Origin of the sequence: Amycolatopsis sp. EV170708-02-1, from assembly GCF_022479115.1 — a bacterium.
Lineage (GTDB): Bacteria > Actinomycetota > Actinomycetes > Mycobacteriales > Pseudonocardiaceae > Amycolatopsis.
The window spans coordinates 9,353,759-9,371,118 of sequence record NZ_CP092497.1; the positions used below are offsets into that span (position 1 = coordinate 9,353,759).

Consider the following 17,360-nt stretch of genomic DNA (forward strand, 5'->3'; position numbering starts at 1 on the left):
TCCTGACGTTGTACCTGTCGACAGATCTTCGCAAGACCTAGTACGAGGTGAGGGATGGACGCTTTCAACCCGACCACGAAGACCCAGCAGGCGATCTCGTCGGCGGCGCAGGCGGCCACCATGGCGGGGAACCCGCACGTGGCGGCCGCACACCTGCTCGGCGCCCTGCTGGCGCAGGGTGAGGGGCTCACCGCACCGCTGCTGACCGCGGTCGGGGCCGATCCGGCGCAGGTGCACAAGGAGCTGGAGCCGCTGATCGCGGCGCTGCCGTCGGCGACCGGCGCCACCGTGTCGAGCCCGCAGTTCGACACGAACGCGGTCAAGGCGCTGACGCACGCGCAGAAGCTCGCGACCGAACTCGGCGACGAGTACGTCTCGACGGAGCACCTCCTCGTCGGCCTCGCCACCGAAGGCGGGCCGGTCGCCGAGCTGCTCAAACGGCACGGCGCCACCCCGGACGCGCTGCGCGAGGCGTTCGCCAAGGTGCGCGGCTCCGCGCGGATCACCAGCGCGGATCCCGAAAGCACGTTCAAGGCACTGGAGAAGTACGGCGTCGACCTGACCGAGCGCGCCCGTGCCGGCGAGCTGGACCCGGTGATCGGCCGCGACACCGAGATCCGCCGCGTGGTGCAGGTGCTCTCGCGCCGCACCAAGAACAACCCGGTGCTGATCGGCGAACCCGGCGTCGGCAAGACGGCCATCGTCGAAGGGCTCGCCCAGCGTATCGTCGCCGGTGACGTGCCGGAGTCGCTGCGCGGCAAGCGCGTGGTGGCGCTGGACCTCGGCTCGATGGTCGCGGGCGCCAAGTTCCGCGGCGAGTTCGAAGAGCGGCTGAAGGCCGTGCTCAAGGAGATCACCGACTCCGCGGGCGAGGTCGTCACCTTCATCGACGAGCTGCACACCATCGTCGGCGCCGGCGCGACCGGTGAAGGCGCGATGGACGCGGGCAACATGATCAAGCCGATGCTCGCCCGCGGCGAGCTGCGGATGGTCGGCGCGACCACACTCGACGAGTACCGCCAGCACATCGAGAAGGACGCCGCGCTGGAGCGGCGCTTCCAGCAGGTGCTGGTCGGCGAACCGTCCCCCGAGGACACCATCGCCATCCTGCGCGGGCTCAAGGAGCGCTACGAGGTGCACCACGGTGTGCGCATCACCGACGCCGCGCTGGTCGCCGCCGCGACGCTGTCCGACCGCTACATCACCGCCCGGTTCCTGCCGGACAAGGCGATCGACCTGGTCGACGAGGCCGCCTCGAAGCTCCGCATGGAGATCGACTCGCGACCCGTCGAGATCGACGAGGTCGAGCGCGCCGTGCGGCGGATGGAGATCGAAGAGATGGCGTTGTCCAAAGAGGACGATGCCGCGTCAAAGGAGCGCCTCGCCGCGCTGCGCTCGGAACTGGCCGAAAAGCGGGAAACGCTGACCGCGCTGACCGCGCGCTGGCAGAACGAGAAGGGCTCGATCGAACGCGTCCGCGAACTCAAGGAGCAGCTGGAGCAGCTGCGCGGCGAGTCCGAACGCGCCGAACGCGACGGCGACCTCGGCAAGGCCGCCGAGCTCCGCTACGGCCGGATTCCCGCGCTGGAGAAGGAGTTCCAGGCCGCGACCGAGGCGAACGAGGTCAGCCAGCAGAACGTGATGCTCAAGGAGGAGGTCAGCGCGGACGACGTCGCCGACGTGGTCAGCGCGTGGACCGGTATCCCGGCCGGGCGGCTGCTGGAAGGCGAGACGGGCAAGCTGCTCCGGATGGAGGAGGAGCTCGGCAAGCGGGTCGTCGGGCAGAAGGAGGCCGTGCAGGTCGTCTCGGACGCGGTGCGCCGCACCCGGGCCGGCGTCGCCGACCCCGACCGGCCGACCGGTTCGTTCCTGTTCCTCGGCCCGACCGGCGTCGGCAAGACCGAGCTGGCGAAGGCGCTGGCCGAGTTCCTGTTCGACGACGAGCGCGCGATGCTGCGGATCGACATGAGCGAGTACGCCGAGAAGCACTCGGTGGCGCGTCTGGTCGGTGCGCCTCCCGGCTATGTCGGCTACGACCAGGGCGGTCAGCTGACCGAGTCGGTGCGCAGGCGCCCGTATTCGGTGGTGCTGCTGGACGAGGTCGAGAAGGCGCATCCGGACGTGTTCGACGTGCTCCTCCAGGTGCTCGACGACGGACGGCTCACCGACGGCCAGGGCCGCACGGTCGACTTCCGCAACACGATCCTGGTGCTGACGTCGAACCTCGGCTCGCAGGCCATCGCCGACCCGGCGCTCGACGAGCGTCAGCGCAACGACGCGGTGATGTCGGTGGTGCAGCGTCAGTTCAAACCGGAGTTCCTGAACCGGTTGGACGACATCGTGGTCTTCCACGCGCTGGGCACCGACGAGCTGACGTCCATTGTGGACATCCAGATCGAGCGGCTCGCCGCGCGGCTTTCGCGGCGTCGCCTGACGCTGGACGTCACCGACGGGGCCCGCGAGTGGCTCGCGCTGAACGGCTTCGACCCGATCTACGGCGCGCGGCCGCTGCGGCGGCTCGTGCAGTCGGCGATCGGCGACAAGCTGGCGAAACAGCTGCTCGCCGGTGAGATCCGGGACGGCGACACGGTCCGGGTGGACATCCCGGCCCAGGAGGCGTCGGAGGCCCTGACGGTCACCCGGGTGGACTGACGCCTCGTGAGTGGCGAGGACGGTTAGAACCGTCCTCGCCACTCACGAGCCTTGGGGCCCGAACGAGATCCGGCGACCATGCGTGCCCAGCCGGACGACACGCGTGATCGGACGGACGGCACGCGTGACTGGGCGGACGCCACGTGAGTCGTCCGCCTGATCACGCGTGTCGTCCGTCTGATCACGCGCGATCGCCAGACCGCAGGCACCTGGGCGAGACCCGGTTCCCTTGCTGGGTAAAGCAAAGCCGCCGGTGACCCGCCTGGGACCGGCGGCCGATGATGTCGCGAAAGCCACTTTCGGGACATCAGACGTCGCGAAAGTGGCTTTCGCGACATGCTCGCCGGCGCCCCGTTCCCGACATTGGCGACACGGCGATTTGTCGACCTTTCCTTCGTCTTTCGTGGTCTTTCCCGGGCCCCGCACCGAAAGGGGCGCGCGACACGGCGCCCGGCGATCACATCCGGTGAGGGCAGGGGGATACCCTGACCGTCGTGGGTATTCCGGCGTGGATCTGGTTCGTCATCGCCGCCGTCGCCTTGGTGGCGGGGCTGGCGCTGCTCGCGGCCGACCGGGCGAAGGAGGGCTCGCGCAATCGCGAGCGCATGCGCTGGGCCGAGCTGCGCGGCTGGCAGTTCGTCGAAGAGGACGAGCGGCTGCCGCGGCAGTGGTCCAACGGCGCGATCGGCTACTTCGGCGCGCAGCTGGCGGTCAACGTCGTCGCCGGGTCCACCTTCACCTCCGACGGGCGGCGCCCCGTCTTCATCTTCGACATCGAGACCGAGGGCCAGATCCCGGCGGTTGTGGTCGCCGTGCGCTGCAACCGCGTGCACGAAGTGCCGCTGGAGATGTGGCTGTCCAGCGTGCCGTTCCAGCGCCAGGACATGCCCGAGATGCTGGGCCCGATCGGTCAGCGCTACGCCTTCGCGGACGACTCCGAGGGTGCCCGCAAGGTGATCACGCAGGAACTCGTCGACGCGGCGGACTCGCTCGGCGGCGACGTCGGCGTGGCCTGGCTGGAGAACGAGTGGGTGCTCGCGAGCGTCGCCCCGAACGCCGGGCCGTCGCGGCTCGAGCGGCTGCTGCGCGACCTCGGCGAGATCGCCGACATCGTGGACCCGTTCGACGAGGAGTACGACAACGCCCCGACCCCGGGCCGCCACTGGCAGGCCGAGGCCGCGGACGACATCGAGCCCCAAGCTTAAGAGGGCTTGATTTCCAGCGGGAGCGCTCCGGCGGTGTAGCCGGTGTGCGCCGGCTGACCGAGCAGCGTCAGGTCGAGCGTCCCGGACTGCGTCACCCGCGCCGGATCGGTGGTGGGCAGGACCCCGCGCACGGACGACGTCGTGGCGCCGTGGACGGACGCGACCTCGCCGATGCCGAGGTCGCCGCTGATCGTGTGCGATCCGGAGCCGGTGAGCCCGCCGCCGTGCTGCGCCAGATCCACGGTCTGCCCGGTGGTCACGAGCCCGGTCCCCGGGCCGACGGTGCCGCCGAAGGCGTGGTCTTGGCCGAAGGCGGTGCCCGAGCCGACGTCGAGCGGGAGAACACCCTTGAAGCGGCCGTTGCCGTGCTGCGTCGACGTCGTCCCCACGGCCGCGAGCTCGCCGATGTCGACCGCGTGCCCGGACGACCGCCCGGCCTCCAGGACGCCGCCGAGGTCACCGGAGAACCCGCCGTCGAGCCGGACGGCCCTGTCGAGTGCTCCGCCTGCCCGCTGGTCGGTCTCGTTGATCACGCCGACCCCGGGCAGCGGGCGGACGGCGTGGTAGGTCCCCTCGGACGCGCGGAGAGCGCGGTCGTCCTGGGAGGCGAAGGTCGGGACGCCGGTTCGCGGGTCGAGCGCGACCTCGGTCAGCCGTGCACCGGTCCGCTCGAGTTCGGTCTCGTTCCCGGCGACGACGCTGCCGTAGCGGTCGACCTTCACGGCTTCCCGCTGGCCTTGTTTGAGGGTCTCGGTGGTCTTCGCCGCGCCGAGCGCGCCGACCTTGTCCGGGCGGGCCGAGACACTCTCGCGGGTCTCGACGGTCTCGCTCACCGAACGGCGAACATCCGCGACGGCTTTCGCGTCGCCGAGGTCCTTGCCGAAGACGTTCCGTTCGGTGTTGTTCAAGAAACCGCGAAAGACGGACGTGTCACCTTCGGTGGTGAAGCCGGCCCCGCGGTCGAGGCTGCCTTCGCGCTGGTGGTCGAGGGGCAGTGGGATCGACGGGTCGGTCTGGGTGGCGATCGCGGTGGCCGGGCCGGCGAGCAACAACGCCAGCGGCGCCGCGCCGACCGCGACTTTGGGCAGGTAGCTCGGCTTTCGCCTGCTGTGCTTCCCCATGGGGGCGGACGATACTTCCCGACCAGCGCGGTTGCACGTCAAATCCCCACGGTGGGTGACCCCCACACCTGGCTCAGCCGAGCGTCTTCCCGGAATCCGACCGAGGAGTAGGTTCGGCGACATGACACAGACCGCCCTGATCACCGGTGCCACCGCCGGCATCGGTGCGCAGTTCGCGCGCCGCCTCGCCGCCGAGGGGTACGACCTCGTGCTCGTCGCCCGCGACGTCGACCGGCTGGAGGGTTTCGCGGCGGAACTGATCGAGGCGCACGGAGTCGGCGTCGTCGTCCTGCCCGCCGATCTGTCCGAAGTGGACGGACGCGCGGCGATCGAGGCCCGCCTGGAAGGCGAGCCGGTGGACCTGCTGGTGAACAACGCGGGCTTCGGCCTCAACGGCGATTTCTGGACCATCCCGCCGGACGCGCTGCAGCGTCAGCTCGACGTCAACGTCACGGCCGTCCTGCGGCTGACCCGCGCCGCGCTGCCGGGCATGATCGACCGCGGCGAGGGCGCGATCATCAACGTCAGCTCGGTCGCCGGCTTCTTCAGCGGCCGCGGCTCGACGTACACCGCCAGCAAGAACTGGGTCACCTCGTTCACCGAGGGCATCGCCGCCTCGCTGCCGAAGAACATCCGCATGATGGCGCTGTGCCCCGGGTTCACCACCACGGAGTTCCACGAGCGGGCGGGACTGGACAAGCCCGGGCCGAAGGCGTTCTGGCTCGGCGTCGAACAGGTGGTGGACGAGGCGCTCGCGGATCTGCGCCGCGGCAAGGTGATCTCGGTGCCGAGCCTGCAGTACAAGGCGCTCGTCGCGGTCGGCGGGTTGTTGCCGAGGGCTGTGCTGCGCAAACTCGGCGGCGGTTTCGGCGGCAAGGGCCGCACCTAATCGTCATCCGTGGTTTCGATGGACCGCACACCTTCGGTCGTGGCGAGCACGGTCGGGGCGGCGGCGTGATCGGGGCCGGTGAGGTCGAGTGAGACCGTCACTTCGCCGTCGTGGTCGCCGGTGATCCGCAAGGACGTGATCGACCAGCGATGGCTGGTGCACAGCGCCAGCAGATCGCGCAGGACACCCTGTCCGTCGACGTAGCTCACGCGCAGCCTGGTCGTGCCCGTGCCGCCCGGAAGATGCTCGGTCAGCCAGGTGAACCCGAGTACCACCACGAAGTGCATGGCCGTCACCACGACCGCCAGCAGCAGCAGACCGGCCCCCGCCGCCATGCCGATGGCCGCGGTCTCCCAGACCGCGGCGGCCGTGGTGAGCCCCCGGATCGCGCCCTGCCTGGTGATGATCAGCCCGGCGCCGAGGAAACCGACACCGGAGACGATCTGCGCCGCGATCCGGGATGGGTCGAGGACCACCTGCCCGGTCGCGAGGATGTCGCCGAAACCGTACTTACTGACCAAAAGGATCAGCGCGGACGCCGTGCCCACGATCGTCTGGGTCCGCAGCCCGGCGCTCTTGCCCCTGATCTGCCGCTCCAGCCCGATCGCCGCCGAAAGCGCGAACGCCGTCGTCAGCTCGCCGATCTGGAGCCAGCCCTGTCCGTTGGAGAGCATCACCCCACAGTGCCATCCGGCACCACGAGGGTTCGAGCCCGCGCCGGGCGGGTACGCGTGGATCATGAGGTCATCACTTCTCGTCGTCGCGGTCGCGCTGACGCTGGCCGCTTGTTCCACCGAGGAACCGCCGGCGCCCGCGGCTCCTGGACCGGAAGCCCAGCCGGTGAGGGCGATCCAAGCCGCGGCGGCCGCCGTGCCCGGCGGGCGGGTCTTCGACGTCGAGCCCGCGAACGACGGCTGGGAGATCAAGGTCGCGTCGCAAGGGCAGGAACACAAGATCCGCGTGAGCCCCGACGGTGGTCAGGTGCTCGGTGACCGGCAGACCGCGAAGCCGAGCGACGACCTGGCGAAGATCGAACAGGCGGCCGTCGACGCGGTCAAGGCGCTGCAGACCGCGCAGCAACGGCAGCCGGGTGAGCTCGACGAGATGGAGATCGACCGCGCCACGGACGGTGCCCTCGTCTGGCAGGTCGGGCTGCGTGACGGCAAGGGGATCGAGCACGACCTCGACGTGGACGCCAAGACCGGGGCGGTCAGGTAGGGCCCGCCCTACCAAGGAGACGCACGCTCGCCCCAGGGTGCTTCCGACCTGGGATTCCTAGGGTTTTCACCATGAACCCTGGGTGGAACGGAGACGCGGTCCGGCTCGACGGCGTCCGCAAGGAATACGGCAAGGGCGTCGTCGCACTGGACGGGGTGACGCTCGCGTTCCCGCGCGGCGGCTTCACCGCCGTGATGGGCCCTTCGGGCTCGGGCAAGAGCACCTTCCTGCACTGCGCGGCCGGGCTGGACCGGCCGACGTCGGGGTCCGTCGTGCTCGACGGGCAGGAGCTGGCCGGGATGAGCGAGACGAAGCTGACGAAGCTTCGCCGCGACCGGGTGGGCTTCATCTTCCAGGCCTTCAACCTGCTTCCGGCGCTGACCGTCGAGCAGAACGTCACGCTCCCGCAGCAGCTCGCCGGTGCCAAGCCGGATCGCCGCGTCGTCGAGGAGATGCTGGCCCGCGTCGGGCTTTCCGGCCGCCGCAAGCACCTTCCCGGTGAACTGTCCGGCGGGCAGGCGCAGCGCGTGGCGATCGCGCGGGCGCTGGTCACCCGGCCCGCGGTGGTCTTCGCCGACGAGCCGACCGGCGCGCTCGACACCCGCACCGCCGCCGAAGTCCTGGAGCTGCTTCGCGCTTCGGTCCGCACGACCGGCCAGACGGTGATCATGGTGACCCACGATCCGATGGCCGCCTCGTACGCGGACCGCGTCATCTTCCTCGCCGACGGCCGGATCGCGGACGAACTGCACGCGCCGACCGCCGACGTCGTCGCCGAACGCATGACCCACCTGGGTGCCTGGGGCAGCCCGGCCAGGGCGGGTGCGTGATGCTGCGACTCGCCTTCCGGACCTTGCGCCTGCGCAAGGGCGGTTTCATCGGCACCTTCATCGCGGTCTTCTTCGGCGCGCTGATCGTCGCCTCCTGCGGCGGCCTGATGGAGACGGGGATCCGCAGCAACGCGGAACCGCAACGGCTCGCGGCCGCCCCGATCCTCGTCACCGGCGGCCAGACCTTCGACCTGCCCAAGAAGGACCCGGCCACCCTGGAGCCGGACGACAAGCGCAAGTTCGAGGACGCTCGGCTTCCCGAGCGTGTCCGGCTCGACAGCGGTCTGGTCTCCCGGCTGCGGTCCGTCCCCGGCGTCTCGGATGTTGTCGGCGAAGTGAGCTTCCCGCTCGCGGCGGGCGGGAAGCCCGCGCTCGGCCACGCTTGGGACTCCGCCGTCCTGACTCCGTACGCGCTGGTCGCGGGGGCCGCACCCGTCGCGGGCGAGGTCGTCGTCGAGTCCTCGTCGGGGGCCAAGCCCGGCGACGTCGTGGAGGTTGCCGCGCGCGGAAAGGCCGAGGCGTTCCGCGTCGCCGGAGTGGCCGGTGCGCCGCGCTCGATCACGCAGGCCGCCGTGTTCTTCTCCGCCGCCGACGCCGCCCGCCTCTCCGGGCGCCCCGGCAAGGCCGACGTCATCGGCGTCTTCACCGACCCGGGCGCCGACATCGAAGCGGTGCAGGCGAAGGTCGCCGAGGCCGCGACCGGGGCGAACGTCCTGACCGGTATCGACCGCGGTGTCGCGGAGTTCCCCGAGGCCGATACGAGCGGCACCAACCTGATCGTCATCGCCGCGGTGTCCGGTGGGCTTTCGGTGATGGTCGCGATGTTCGTCGTCGCCAGCACGCTGAGCCTGTCCACCCAGCAGCGGTCCCGTGAACTCGCGCTGATGCGGGCGATCGGCACGACCCCGCGTCAGCTGCGGCGCATGGTGCTGGGTGAAGCGCTGGCCGTCGGCCTGCTCGCCACCGCGCTCGCCGCGCTGCTGGGACCGATCCTCGGCGAGTGGCTGTTCGGGCAACTGGTCGAAAACGGTGTGGTGCCCCCGGTTCTGCGGTTCTACCAGGGCTGGCTGCCCGCCGTCGTCGGCGCGGGCGCCGCGATGCTGGCGGTGTTCATCGCCGCCTTCGTCGCGGGCCGCCGCGCCGGGAAGATCCGGCCGACCGAGGCGCTCGCCGAGGCCGCGGTCACCCGCCGCTGGCTGACCCCGACGCGCTTCATCGTCGCCGCGCTCTGCTTCGGCGGCGGCACCGCGCTGGCCATCGTGACCGTCGCGGTGATGACCGGACCGATCGCGGCCAGCACCGCCGGCCCCGCGGTGATCCTCTGGGCCATCGGCGTCGCGATGATCACGCCCGGTGTCGCCAAGGTGATGACGGCGATCCTGCAGTGGCCGATGCGCCTGCTCGGCGGCATCGACGCCCGGCTCGCCGTGCTCAACACCCGCGCCGGCATCGTCCGGGCGGCGGGCGCGGTCACCCCGATCATGCTCGCCGTCGGCATCGCGACCGCGAACATCTACCTGCAGACCACCCAGCAGGAGCTGGCGAACCAGGCCTTCACCGAAGACGTCCGGGCGGACGCCGTGATCGGTTCCGCGGCGGGAGGGCTGTCCCCGGACCTCGTCCAGCGGATCCAGGCCGTGCCCGGCGTCGCCGGTGCTTCCGAGTACGTCACCAGCAGCGTGTTCCTCGAGAACCCGTACGACTCCTCAGACGAGGGACGGCCGGCGATCGGCCTCACCGCCTCCGGCGCCTCCGCCACGACCGACACCAAGGTGACCCAGGGCGACTTGACGGCCTTGACCGGCCGGACCGTCGCGCTCCCCGAGGTCTTCGCGAAGGATTTCGGCCGCGGCATCGGCGACACGCTCAGCCTGCGGCTCGGCGACGGCACCCCCGTCGACGTCAAGGTCGTCGCGGTGACCAGCCAGCGCCCCGGCTTCGAAAGTCTCCTGCTCCCGGCCGGGCTCCTGGCCCCGCACACGACCGCCGGGCTGGCGCCGCAGATGCTGGTCCGCGCCGCTCCGGACGTCGATCCGGCGGTGCTCACCGAGCGGCTCCGCGAGGCGACGGCCGGTCTGCCGGTGACCGTCGGCGACCGGGCGGCGCTCGTCGCGGCACACGACAAGGACCAGGCCGTCGGCGCGTGGGTGAACTACCTGCTGGTCGGGATGATCATCGCCTACACGGTGATTTCGGTCGCCAACACGCTCGTGATGGCGACCGTGCGGCGGCGCCGCGAGTTCGGCCTCCAGCGGCTCACCGGTTCGACCAGGGCGCAGGTGCTGCGGATGGCCGGTTTCGAAGGCGGGCTCGTCGCGCTGGTCGGGATCGTGCTCGGCACCGTCGTCTCGGCGGGCGCGATCGTCCCGTTCTGCCTGGTGGCGGCCGATTCACTGCTGCCGATGGGCTCGCCGCTGATCTACCTGACCATCATCGGGCTCGCCGCGGCCCTCGCGCTGGCGGCGACCCTGGTCCCGGCCTGGGCGGCGACCCGCGGCCAGGCCGTCGACGCGGCGACGTCCGGCAATGACTAGAGCTACCTTCGAAGCGCCCGGCGGGCCGTGTGTAAGACTCTCGGCCGTGGCGTACCCCGGTGTTGATCAAGCGGCGAAACTCGAACTGGCGAGACTGGTCGGCGAACTCGCCGTCGTGCACGGCAAGGTGACCTTGTCCTCGGGCAAGGAAGCCGACTATTACATCGACCTCCGGCGGGCGACGCTGCATCACGCGGCCGCGCCGCTCATCGGGAAGCTGCTCCGGCAGCTCACCCACGACTGGGACTACGTCGCCGCCGGCGGCCTGACCCTCGGCGCGGACCCGGTGGCGCTGGCGATGCTGCACTCCGCGGCGACCGACGGCGTCGTGCTCGACGCGTTCGTCGTCCGCAAGGCCGTCAAGGAACACGGCATGCAGCGCCGGATCGAAGGCGTCGAGGTGCTGGGGCAGCGCGTGCTGGCCGTCGAGGACACCTCGACCACCGGCGGCAGCGTCCTCACCGCCGTCGAGGCCCTCCGCGAGGCCGGGGCGAACGTGGTCGGTGTCGCGACGGTCGTCGACAGGGACACCGGAGCGCGCGAGGCCATCGAGAAGGAAGGCCTCGAATACCGTTACATTCTGAACAAGGACGATCTCGGTCTGTCCTGAGTAAAGCCTCCCGAACGGGGCATCCTCTGTGCGAACGGAGGATGCCCCGTTTTTTCGTGAGCGTTTCTCAATAAGAGAGGGGTAACGTCCCTGGTAGGGGTGTGAAAGGGGGCTTGAGGTGGCGGGTTTCCTGGCGAACGTGACAGTCGCGGTGCATATTTTCGCGCTGTTGTTCATAGGATTCGGCGGTTTCCTGGCGTGGCGGTGGCCGAAGGTGATCTTCGTGCATGTGTTCTTCGCCGCATGGGGTGTGCTCGTCAACGTCTTCCCCTGGCCCTGCCCGCTGACGGCGGCGGAGAACTACTTCCGGCACCAGCAGGGCCTCGGCGACCTGCCCGGCGGCTTCAACGCCTACTACCTCTACGACACCGTGTTCCCGCGCTCTTCGCTGCCGGTGGTCGTCGTGATCGCGATGGCGACGGTGATCATCTCCTACATCGGCGCGTACCAGCGCTGGCGTCACCGCCACCACGACGGGGACGCACCGGCGCACCGCGTCAGCATGGGCTGAGTGGTCACCATCGGAAGTCCTCCGAGGGGCTCGACGGCCCAGCTTCCCGCTGGGCGCACGGCCGCGAGGCTCGAGTACAACCCGGTACGAGGACCTCGCGGCCGCACGCCCGGCGGAAACCTGGATCCGCCGAATACCCCCGAAGGACTTCCGATGGCGACCACTGGGTGACAATCACCGGGTGACTGAGCAAGAGGCCGGGCCCACCGAATGGGTGGCGCGGGAAGAGGTCGGCGTCGGCCCGTGGGAGGGCGAGTGGCCCGCGGACGAGCGCTACGACCCGGAACTCCTGGCCAACGGCGACCGCCGCAACGTCGTCGACCCGTACCGCTACTGGCGGCGCGAGGCCATCGTGTCCGATGTGGACAGCCGTCGGCATCCGTTCCACGTGGCGATCGAGAACTTCCAGCACGATCACAACATCGGCACCGTGGTCCGGACGGCGAACGCGTTCGCCGCGGCGGCGGTGCACATCGTCGGGCGGCGCCGCTGGAACCGGCGCGGTGCCATGGTGACCGACCGCTACCAGCATCTTCTCCACCACGAGGACGTCAGCGGGCTGCTGACCTTCGCCGCGACGGAAGGGCTCGCCGTGGTCGCCGTCGACAACACGCCCGGTTCGCAGCCCGTCGAGACCGCCGAACTGCCGCGCGAGTGTGTCCTGCTGTTCGGCCAGGAGGGGCCCGGGTTGTCGGCCGAGGCGCAGAAGACGGCGTCACTGGTCGTTTCGATCGCGCAGTTCGGCACCACCCGCTCGATCAACGCCGGCGTCGCCGCCGGGATCGTCATGCACGCCTGGATCCGGCAGCACGCCGACCTCGCCCAAGCCTGGTAGCCGGGGGCTGAAGGACGCTTTCCCCGCATAAGACGTGGCAAAAGCGTCCTTCACCGCGTGAGATGCGGGGAAAGTCCCCTTCAGCCCTCGGCTAGACGGGCGCCAGCTCCACCGGGATCCCGTTCAGCACGGCGTTCCCCGACGGGACGTCGAGCAGGGTCTCGTCGGCGACCAGGTTCGAGTTGACCCCGGCGTGCGCGGCGGCGACCTTCGTCCGCGTTCCGTCGAGGTCGTGCCCCCAGCCGTGCGGCATGCTCACCACGCCGGGCCGGACGTCGGCCGTGACCTCCACCGGTGCTTCGAGCTTGCCCGCCCGCGAAGTCACCGACGCGAGCCCGCCGTCGGTCAGCCCGAGCCGGGAGGCGTCGTCCGGGTGCACCTGGACGGTGCACCGGTTCCCGCCGCGCACCAGCGGCGTCAGGTTGTGCATCCACGAGTTGTTCGAGCTCAGATGCCGCCGCCCGATCAGCAGCAGCCCGCCGTCGGGCGCCTTGTCCAGCTCCGCGCGCAGCCGCGGCACGTCCTTCGTGATCGCGTCCGGGGCCAGCTCGACCTTCCCGCTCGCGGTGGCGAGCGCCTCGGGCAGCCGGGGTTTCAGCGCGCCGAGGTCGATGCCGTGCGGGGCCGCTTCGAGGTCGGCAAGGCTCAGCCCGTACGGTCCGCCGCGCAGCATCAGGTCGATCATCCGCGCCGGGCCGGTGCGGCCTTCGGCGAGCGAGAGGTCGACGCCGGTGCGCCGCGCCGTTTCGCCCGCGACCATCGTGTCGAAGGCGGCGACGTCGACGTCCGGGCCTTGGCCCGCGGCGATCCCGGCCAGCCGCAGCAGGGTCACCCATTCCTGCGGCATGTCCGTTTCGAGTGTCTGCGGTGTCCAGTTCGCGACGTTGCGCACGGCGAGCGCGTACAGCGCGACGTCGTAATGCGGCCGTTCCAGCGGCGACGGCCCGGGCAGGATGACGTCGGCGTGCCGCGTGGTCTCGTTGAGGTACACGTCGAGGGAGACCATGAAGTCCAGCTGCCGCAACGCTTCCGTGAGCCGCGCGGAGTTCGGCGTGCTCAGCGCCGGGTTGCCGCTGATGGTCACCAGCGCCCGCACCTGGCCCTCGCCGGGGGTCTCGATCTCGTCCGCGAGCGTGGCCACCGGCAGTTCGCCGAGCACCTCGGGATATCCGCGCACCCGGCTCGTCCAGCGGCCGCTGGTGAACGGCGAGGATCGGCGCGGCCGCCACAGGGCGGGCAGCGGGAACATCACGCCGCCCTCGCGATCGAGGTTGCCGGTGAGCGTGTTGACGACGTCGACCAGCCAGCTCGCGATGGTGCCGTACCCCTGGGTCGTGGTGCCCATCCGGCCGTACACCGCGGCGCGTCCGGCGTCCGCGAGGTCGAGCGCGATGCGGCGGATCTCGGCGGCGTCGATCCCGGTCGTGGGCGCGACCGCCTCCGGCGTGAACGGCTCCGCGAGCGCGCGGACCTCGTCGACGCCGGCGACGTGCTCGCCGGGACGGACGCGGTTCTCCGCGAACAGGACGTTGACCAGCGCGAACAGGAACAACGCGTCGGTGCCGGGCCGGATCGCGTGGTGCTCGTCGGCGAGCTGCGCGGTCCGGGTGCGGCGCGGATCGAGGACGACGATCTTGCCGCCGCGCTTCTGTATCCCGCGCAGCCGCCCGCGAGTGTCGGCCGCCGTCATCAGGCTTCCGTTGGACACCAACGGGTTCGCGCCCAGGATGAGCAGGTGCTCGGTGCGGTCGAGGTCGGCGACGGGGATGGCCTGCGGGTCGCCGAAAAGATAGCCGGAGGAGAAGTGCTTCGGCATCTGGTCGACCGTGGTCGCGGTGTAGAAGTTCCTGGTGCCCAAGGCTTTGAAGAACACACGGCCGTAGAGCACCAGTGCCGCGTTGTGCACCGTCGGGTTGCCGGAGTAGACGGCGACCGCGTTCTTGCCGTGCTCGTCGATGATCGGCCGGAGCCGCCGGTCGATTTCGGCGAACGCCTCGTCCCAGGTGACCTCGACCAACTCGCCGTCCCGTTTGACCAAGGGCGCGGTGAGCCTGTCCGGGTCGTGGTGCAGCGCGCCGAGCGAAGCACCCTTCGGGCAGATGTAGCCCTTCGAAAAGACGTCCTCGCTGTCGCCTCGAACCCGGGTGACCAGGCTCTTCTCGTCGATCGTCACCTCCAGGCCGCAGGTGGCTTCGCAGAGCGGGCAGGTCACGTGCGCCGTGGTCATGAAGCACCTCGCGGGTTCGGGAGTCCTCCCAACATACTGAGCGGTATGTCAGCGGGCAAGGGATGATGGCGCGATGACTGCTCTCGCCGACCGGGCCGCGACCGCCGAGCGCGCGATCCGCGACCGGCATCTGCGCCGGGTGTGGGGGCTGCCGGGGACCGTGCTGGGCCGCAGCGGCTGGCCGCCCTCGACGGGGCAGCGCGTCCACTGGCACTGGAACTACTGGTGGCAGGCACATCTGCTGGACACCCTCGTCGACGCCCAGTTGCGAAAGCCGTCACCGGAACGGCTGAAGCTGATCGACCGGTTCGTGGTGTCCGTGCGGCTGCGCAATTTCGGCAAGTGGATCAACGACTACTACGACGACATCGCCTGGCTCGGTCTCGCGCTGCAACGCGCGGGGCATCTCGGGCTGGACGTCCGCGGCGGGTTGGAGGCGATCAGTTCGCGGCTGCGCGAAGGCTGGACCGACGACGCGGGCGGCGGGATCTGGTGGCGCGTCGGCGACGACTTCAAGAACGCGCCCGCGAACGGCCCGGCGGCGATCTTCCATGCCAGGGAAGGCTCGACGCAGCACGCTCGTGGATTGACCGACTGGATGACCGAACGGCTCGTCGACCCGGAATCCGGGCTGGTATGGGATGGCCTGCGCGTCGGCAGCGGCGAACTGGTGAAGCATATTTTCACGTACTGCCAAGGGGTTTACCTCGGCGCCTGCCTCGAACTGTCCGAAATGGACAGAGTGGAGCACACGATCCACGCGGTCGCGGAACACGTCGCGCCGAACGGGGTGATCCGCGGGCAGGAAGGCGGCGACGGTGGCCTCTTCGGTGGGATCCTGGCCCGGTACCTGGCGCTCGCGGCGCCGCTGCTGCCGAGCGGGGTGGCACGCGACCTGGTCATCCGGTCGGCGGACGCGTGCTGGTCGGGTGCCACCGAGACGCCGCACGGGCCGCTCTTCAGCGCCGACTGGGCTACTCCGGCACCTTCGCTGCCCCTCGCCGCCGACGCTCCCGAACGCGACCTGTCCGTCCAGGTGAGCGCGTGGATGCTGCTCGAAGCCGCGGCCACCCTGGAACACCCGCCCCGCGATTAGGTGACCAGGCTGAAGGCGGAACTCGCGTGCTTAAAGGCGGAACTCGCGTGCTTGGAGGCGTAACTCACGTGCTCAAACGCGTGAACGCTCGAACCGCTCACTGAACGCGGGTCACCAGACGTCGCCGGCCCGCCAATCGCAGGTGATCTCCCCGTCCAGATCCAGCGTGACCCCCACCGGCAGCACGTGGATGGACCCGTCGTCCTCCTTCGTCGCCTCGACGCCCGAAGGCGTCATGGCCGACGAAGTCCCACGCCACAGCAGCCAGCCCCGCGACGCGTAGAACTCCAGCGCCTCGTCGGACGCCGAAAGCGCCCCGAGGTCGTACGCCTTCCTCAAGACGCGCTCGAGCGCGTCCATCATCGCGGCGCCGTGCCCGCGCCGCCGGTGATCCGACCGGACGGCGACCGCCTCGATATAACCCGTGCGGAGGACCCGTCCGTCGTGCACGAGCCGCCGCTGGACCAGTGACGCGTGCCCGATCAGCTCGCCTGCCTCCCAGACGAGCGTGTGCATGCCGCCGAGGGCGTTCTCCCAGTCGCGGTCGCTGAAATCGCCGTCGAAAGCGTCGTCCAGCAGAGCGCGTGCCGACGTCAGCACGCCTGCTTCGAGGTCGGCGGTGTGCACGGTCCACAGGTCGGTCATTCCGCCATCATCACCCGGCGGCGGGCTTCTCACCAGCGAGTTGTGATTCAGCAGCCGCACGACTGCCGATGGATGAAGCGCGGTGCGAGCCGTACGGATTCGGGCCGTCGCTCAGGGTCGGTGATCCGGGCCAGCAGGAGTTCGACGGCCTTGCGCCCGATCTCCTCGATCGGCTGCGCCATCGTGGTGACCGCCGGGGTCACCTGCCCGGCCCACTCCATGTCGCCGTAGCCGACGATCGCGAGGTCGCGTCCGATCCGGATGCCGAGCCGGTGCGCCTCGTACTGGACGCCGATCATCATCGCCTCGCTCGCCACCACGAGCGCGGTCGGCGACGGCCAGCTGTCGAGCAGTTTCGCGGTCGCGGCGGCCGCCCCGCCGGGGGTCGACCGCCCGCAGGCGACCAGCTGCGACGTCCACCGGAGGCCGGAGCGGCCGAGGCCGAGCCGGTAGCCCAGCGCCCGCTCCTCGTAGGTGGTCACGTCCTCTTCGCCGGAGATGAAGCCGATCTTGCGGTGCCGCAGCCCCGCGAGGTGCCGCACGAGCGCGCACACGGCCTGGATGTTCTCGGAGCCGACCTGGTCGACGTCGTTGCGGCCGGCCATCCGGTCGACGAGCACGGTCGGCACGCCCATCCGGACCAGCCCGTTGATCACCGCTTCGTCGCCGGCGGCCGGGACGAGCAGGACACCGTCGACGCGGTCCGCCCGGAGCGCGCGGATGACCGCGGCTTCTTCGGCGACGCTGTCGCCGGTGTCGGCGAGGGTGATTTCGCAGCCGTGACGGCGCGCGGCGCGGCGGATGGCGCGGACGAGTTCACCCGAATACGGGTTCGCGTGCATCGCCATGGCCACCCCGAACCGGTGGGTGACAGGGGTGTCCTCCCACAGGGGTAACGCCGGGGACAATGCGGTCATCGCTCCACGCCTTCATCCGAGCTTGAATGACGGTAACGGCTGACGGAGCGTCGCTCGGCGGCGAGACCGG

15 protein-coding genes are annotated in these 17,360 nt (G+C 70.4%); 10 read left to right on the forward strand and 5 right to left on the reverse strand.

Annotation, left to right across the window (positions count from 1 at the left end; genetic code table 11):
• Window positions 1-54 precede the first annotated feature (54 nt).
• Window positions 55-2,652: an ATP-dependent chaperone ClpB gene (clpB, locus tag MJQ72_RS43020; RefSeq protein ID WP_240596554.1), complete on the forward strand. Its 2,598-nt coding sequence runs from the start codon at window positions 55-57 to the stop codon at window positions 2,650-2,652.
• Window positions 2,653-3,146: 494 nt separating this feature from the next.
• Window positions 3,147-3,857 (forward strand): hypothetical protein, encoded by a 711-nt coding sequence (locus tag MJQ72_RS43025; RefSeq protein WP_240596555.1) that lies wholly within the window; start codon window positions 3,147-3,149, stop codon window positions 3,855-3,857.
• Here MJQ72_RS43025 and MJQ72_RS43030 read toward each other — a convergent pair.
• Window positions 3,854-4,978 carry a hypothetical protein gene (locus tag MJQ72_RS43030; protein WP_240596556.1) on the reverse strand — a complete coding sequence of 375 codons (1,125 nt, stop codon included), beginning with the start codon at window positions 4,976-4,978 and terminating at the stop codon, window positions 3,854-3,856. The two genes, MJQ72_RS43025 and MJQ72_RS43030, sit on opposite strands and share 4 nt — an antisense overlap.
• Before the next feature lie 121 nt (window positions 4,979-5,099).
• Here MJQ72_RS43030 and MJQ72_RS43035 point away from each other — a divergent pair, with 121 nt between their 5' ends.
• The gene (locus tag MJQ72_RS43035; protein ID WP_240596557.1) at window positions 5,100-5,867 is read left to right on the forward strand and encodes an SDR family oxidoreductase; all 768 of its coding nucleotides are present in this window, start codon (window positions 5,100-5,102) and stop codon (window positions 5,865-5,867) included.
• Here MJQ72_RS43035 and MJQ72_RS43040 read toward each other — a convergent pair.
• Entirely contained in the window at window positions 5,864-6,544 is a 681-nt protein-coding gene (locus tag MJQ72_RS43040; protein WP_396427032.1) for an MgtC/SapB family protein, read from the reverse strand. The two genes, MJQ72_RS43035 and MJQ72_RS43040, sit on opposite strands and share 4 nt — an antisense overlap.
• Before the next feature lie 61 nt (window positions 6,545-6,605).
• On the opposite strand from MJQ72_RS43040, the gene MJQ72_RS43045 reads away from it, so the two are divergent.
• The 6 genes from MJQ72_RS43045 (at window position 6,606) to MJQ72_RS43070 (ending at window position 12,405) form a co-directional block, all read left to right on the forward strand.
• Window positions 6,606-7,085, forward strand: coding sequence for a PepSY domain-containing protein (locus tag MJQ72_RS43045; protein WP_240596559.1), 480 nt, complete (start codon window positions 6,606-6,608; stop codon window positions 7,083-7,085).
• A gap of 71 nt (window positions 7,086-7,156) precedes the next feature.
• On the forward strand, window positions 7,157-7,915 hold the full coding sequence (locus MJQ72_RS43050; RefSeq protein WP_125733015.1) for an ABC transporter ATP-binding protein: 759 nt from the start codon (window positions 7,157-7,159) through the stop codon (window positions 7,913-7,915).
• Entirely contained in the window at window positions 7,915-10,449 is a 2,535-nt protein-coding gene (locus MJQ72_RS43055) for an FtsX-like permease family protein (protein ID WP_240596560.1), read from the forward strand. The genes MJQ72_RS43050 and MJQ72_RS43055 overlap by 1 nt, the downstream gene beginning before the upstream one ends.
• Window positions 10,450-10,495: 46 nt before the next feature.
• Window positions 10,496-11,059 carry an orotate phosphoribosyltransferase gene (gene pyrE / locus MJQ72_RS43060; RefSeq protein WP_016338130.1) on the forward strand — a complete coding sequence of 188 codons (564 nt, stop codon included), beginning with the start codon at window positions 10,496-10,498 and terminating at the stop codon, window positions 11,057-11,059.
• Window positions 11,060-11,177: 118 nt separating this feature from the next.
• On the forward strand, window positions 11,178-11,570 hold the full coding sequence (locus MJQ72_RS43065) for a DUF2784 domain-containing protein (RefSeq protein WP_016338129.1): 393 nt from the start codon (window positions 11,178-11,180) through the stop codon (window positions 11,568-11,570).
• Window positions 11,571-11,751: 181 nt separating this feature from the next.
• Entirely contained in the window at window positions 11,752-12,405 is a 654-nt protein-coding gene (locus MJQ72_RS43070) for a TrmH family RNA methyltransferase (RefSeq protein ID WP_240596561.1), read from the forward strand.
• Window positions 12,406-12,496: 91 nt separating this feature from the next.
• Here MJQ72_RS43070 and MJQ72_RS43075 read toward each other — a convergent pair whose 3' ends face one another.
• A complete protein-coding gene (locus MJQ72_RS43075) occupies window positions 12,497-14,632 on the reverse strand; it encodes a molybdopterin-dependent oxidoreductase (RefSeq protein WP_240596562.1) in 2,136 nt (711 codons plus the stop codon).
• 73 nt (window positions 14,633-14,705) lie between these two features.
• On the opposite strand from MJQ72_RS43075, the gene MJQ72_RS43080 reads away from it, so the two are divergent.
• Window positions 14,706-15,728, forward strand: coding sequence for a glycoside hydrolase family 76 protein (locus tag MJQ72_RS43080; protein WP_240596563.1), 1,023 nt, complete (start codon window positions 14,706-14,708; stop codon window positions 15,726-15,728).
• A gap of 111 nt (window positions 15,729-15,839) precedes the next feature.
• Here MJQ72_RS43080 and MJQ72_RS43085 read toward each other — a convergent pair whose 3' ends face one another.
• Both MJQ72_RS43085 and MJQ72_RS43090 read right to left on the reverse strand, forming a co-directional pair.
• Entirely contained in the window at window positions 15,840-16,373 is a 534-nt protein-coding gene (locus tag MJQ72_RS43085) for a GNAT family N-acetyltransferase (RefSeq protein WP_240596564.1), read from the reverse strand.
• Between the two features lie 47 nt (window positions 16,374-16,420).
• Complete coding sequence (locus MJQ72_RS43090; RefSeq protein WP_038521587.1) at window positions 16,421-17,290, reverse strand: LacI family DNA-binding transcriptional regulator; 870 nt, start codon at window positions 17,288-17,290, stop codon at window positions 16,421-16,423.
• Between the last annotated feature and the right edge of the window lie 70 nt (window positions 17,291-17,360).

Bases quoted from the DNA above. Each gene is read 5' to 3' on its own strand.
- MJQ72_RS43075 (WP_240596562.1), bottom strand. From the start codon at position 14,632: ATGACCACGGCGCACGTGACCTGCCCGCTCTGCGAAGCCACCTGCGGC.
- MJQ72_RS43035 (WP_240596557.1), top strand. From the start codon at position 5,100: ATGACACAGACCGCCCTGATCACCGGTGCCACCGCCGGCATCGGTGCG.
- MJQ72_RS43090 (WP_038521587.1), bottom strand. From the start codon at position 17,290: ATGACCGCATTGTCCCCGGCGTTACCCCTGTGGGAGGACACCCCTGTC.
- MJQ72_RS43050 (WP_125733015.1), top strand. From the start codon at position 7,157: ATGAACCCTGGGTGGAACGGAGACGCGGTCCGGCTCGACGGCGTCCGC.
- MJQ72_RS43055 (WP_240596560.1), top strand. From the start codon at position 7,915: ATGCTGCGACTCGCCTTCCGGACCTTGCGCCTGCGCAAGGGCGGTTTC.
- MJQ72_RS43045 (WP_240596559.1), top strand. From the start codon at position 6,606: ATGAGGTCATCACTTCTCGTCGTCGCGGTCGCGCTGACGCTGGCCGCT.
- MJQ72_RS43085 (WP_240596564.1), bottom strand. From the start codon at position 16,373: ATGACCGACCTGTGGACCGTGCACACCGCCGACCTCGAAGCAGGCGTG.
- MJQ72_RS43030 (WP_240596556.1), bottom strand. From the start codon at position 4,978: ATGGGGAAGCACAGCAGGCGAAAGCCGAGCTACCTGCCCAAAGTCGCG.
- clpB (WP_240596554.1), top strand. From the start codon at position 55: ATGGACGCTTTCAACCCGACCACGAAGACCCAGCAGGCGATCTCGTCG.
- MJQ72_RS43080 (WP_240596563.1), top strand. From the start codon at position 14,706: ATGACTGCTCTCGCCGACCGGGCCGCGACCGCCGAGCGCGCGATCCGC.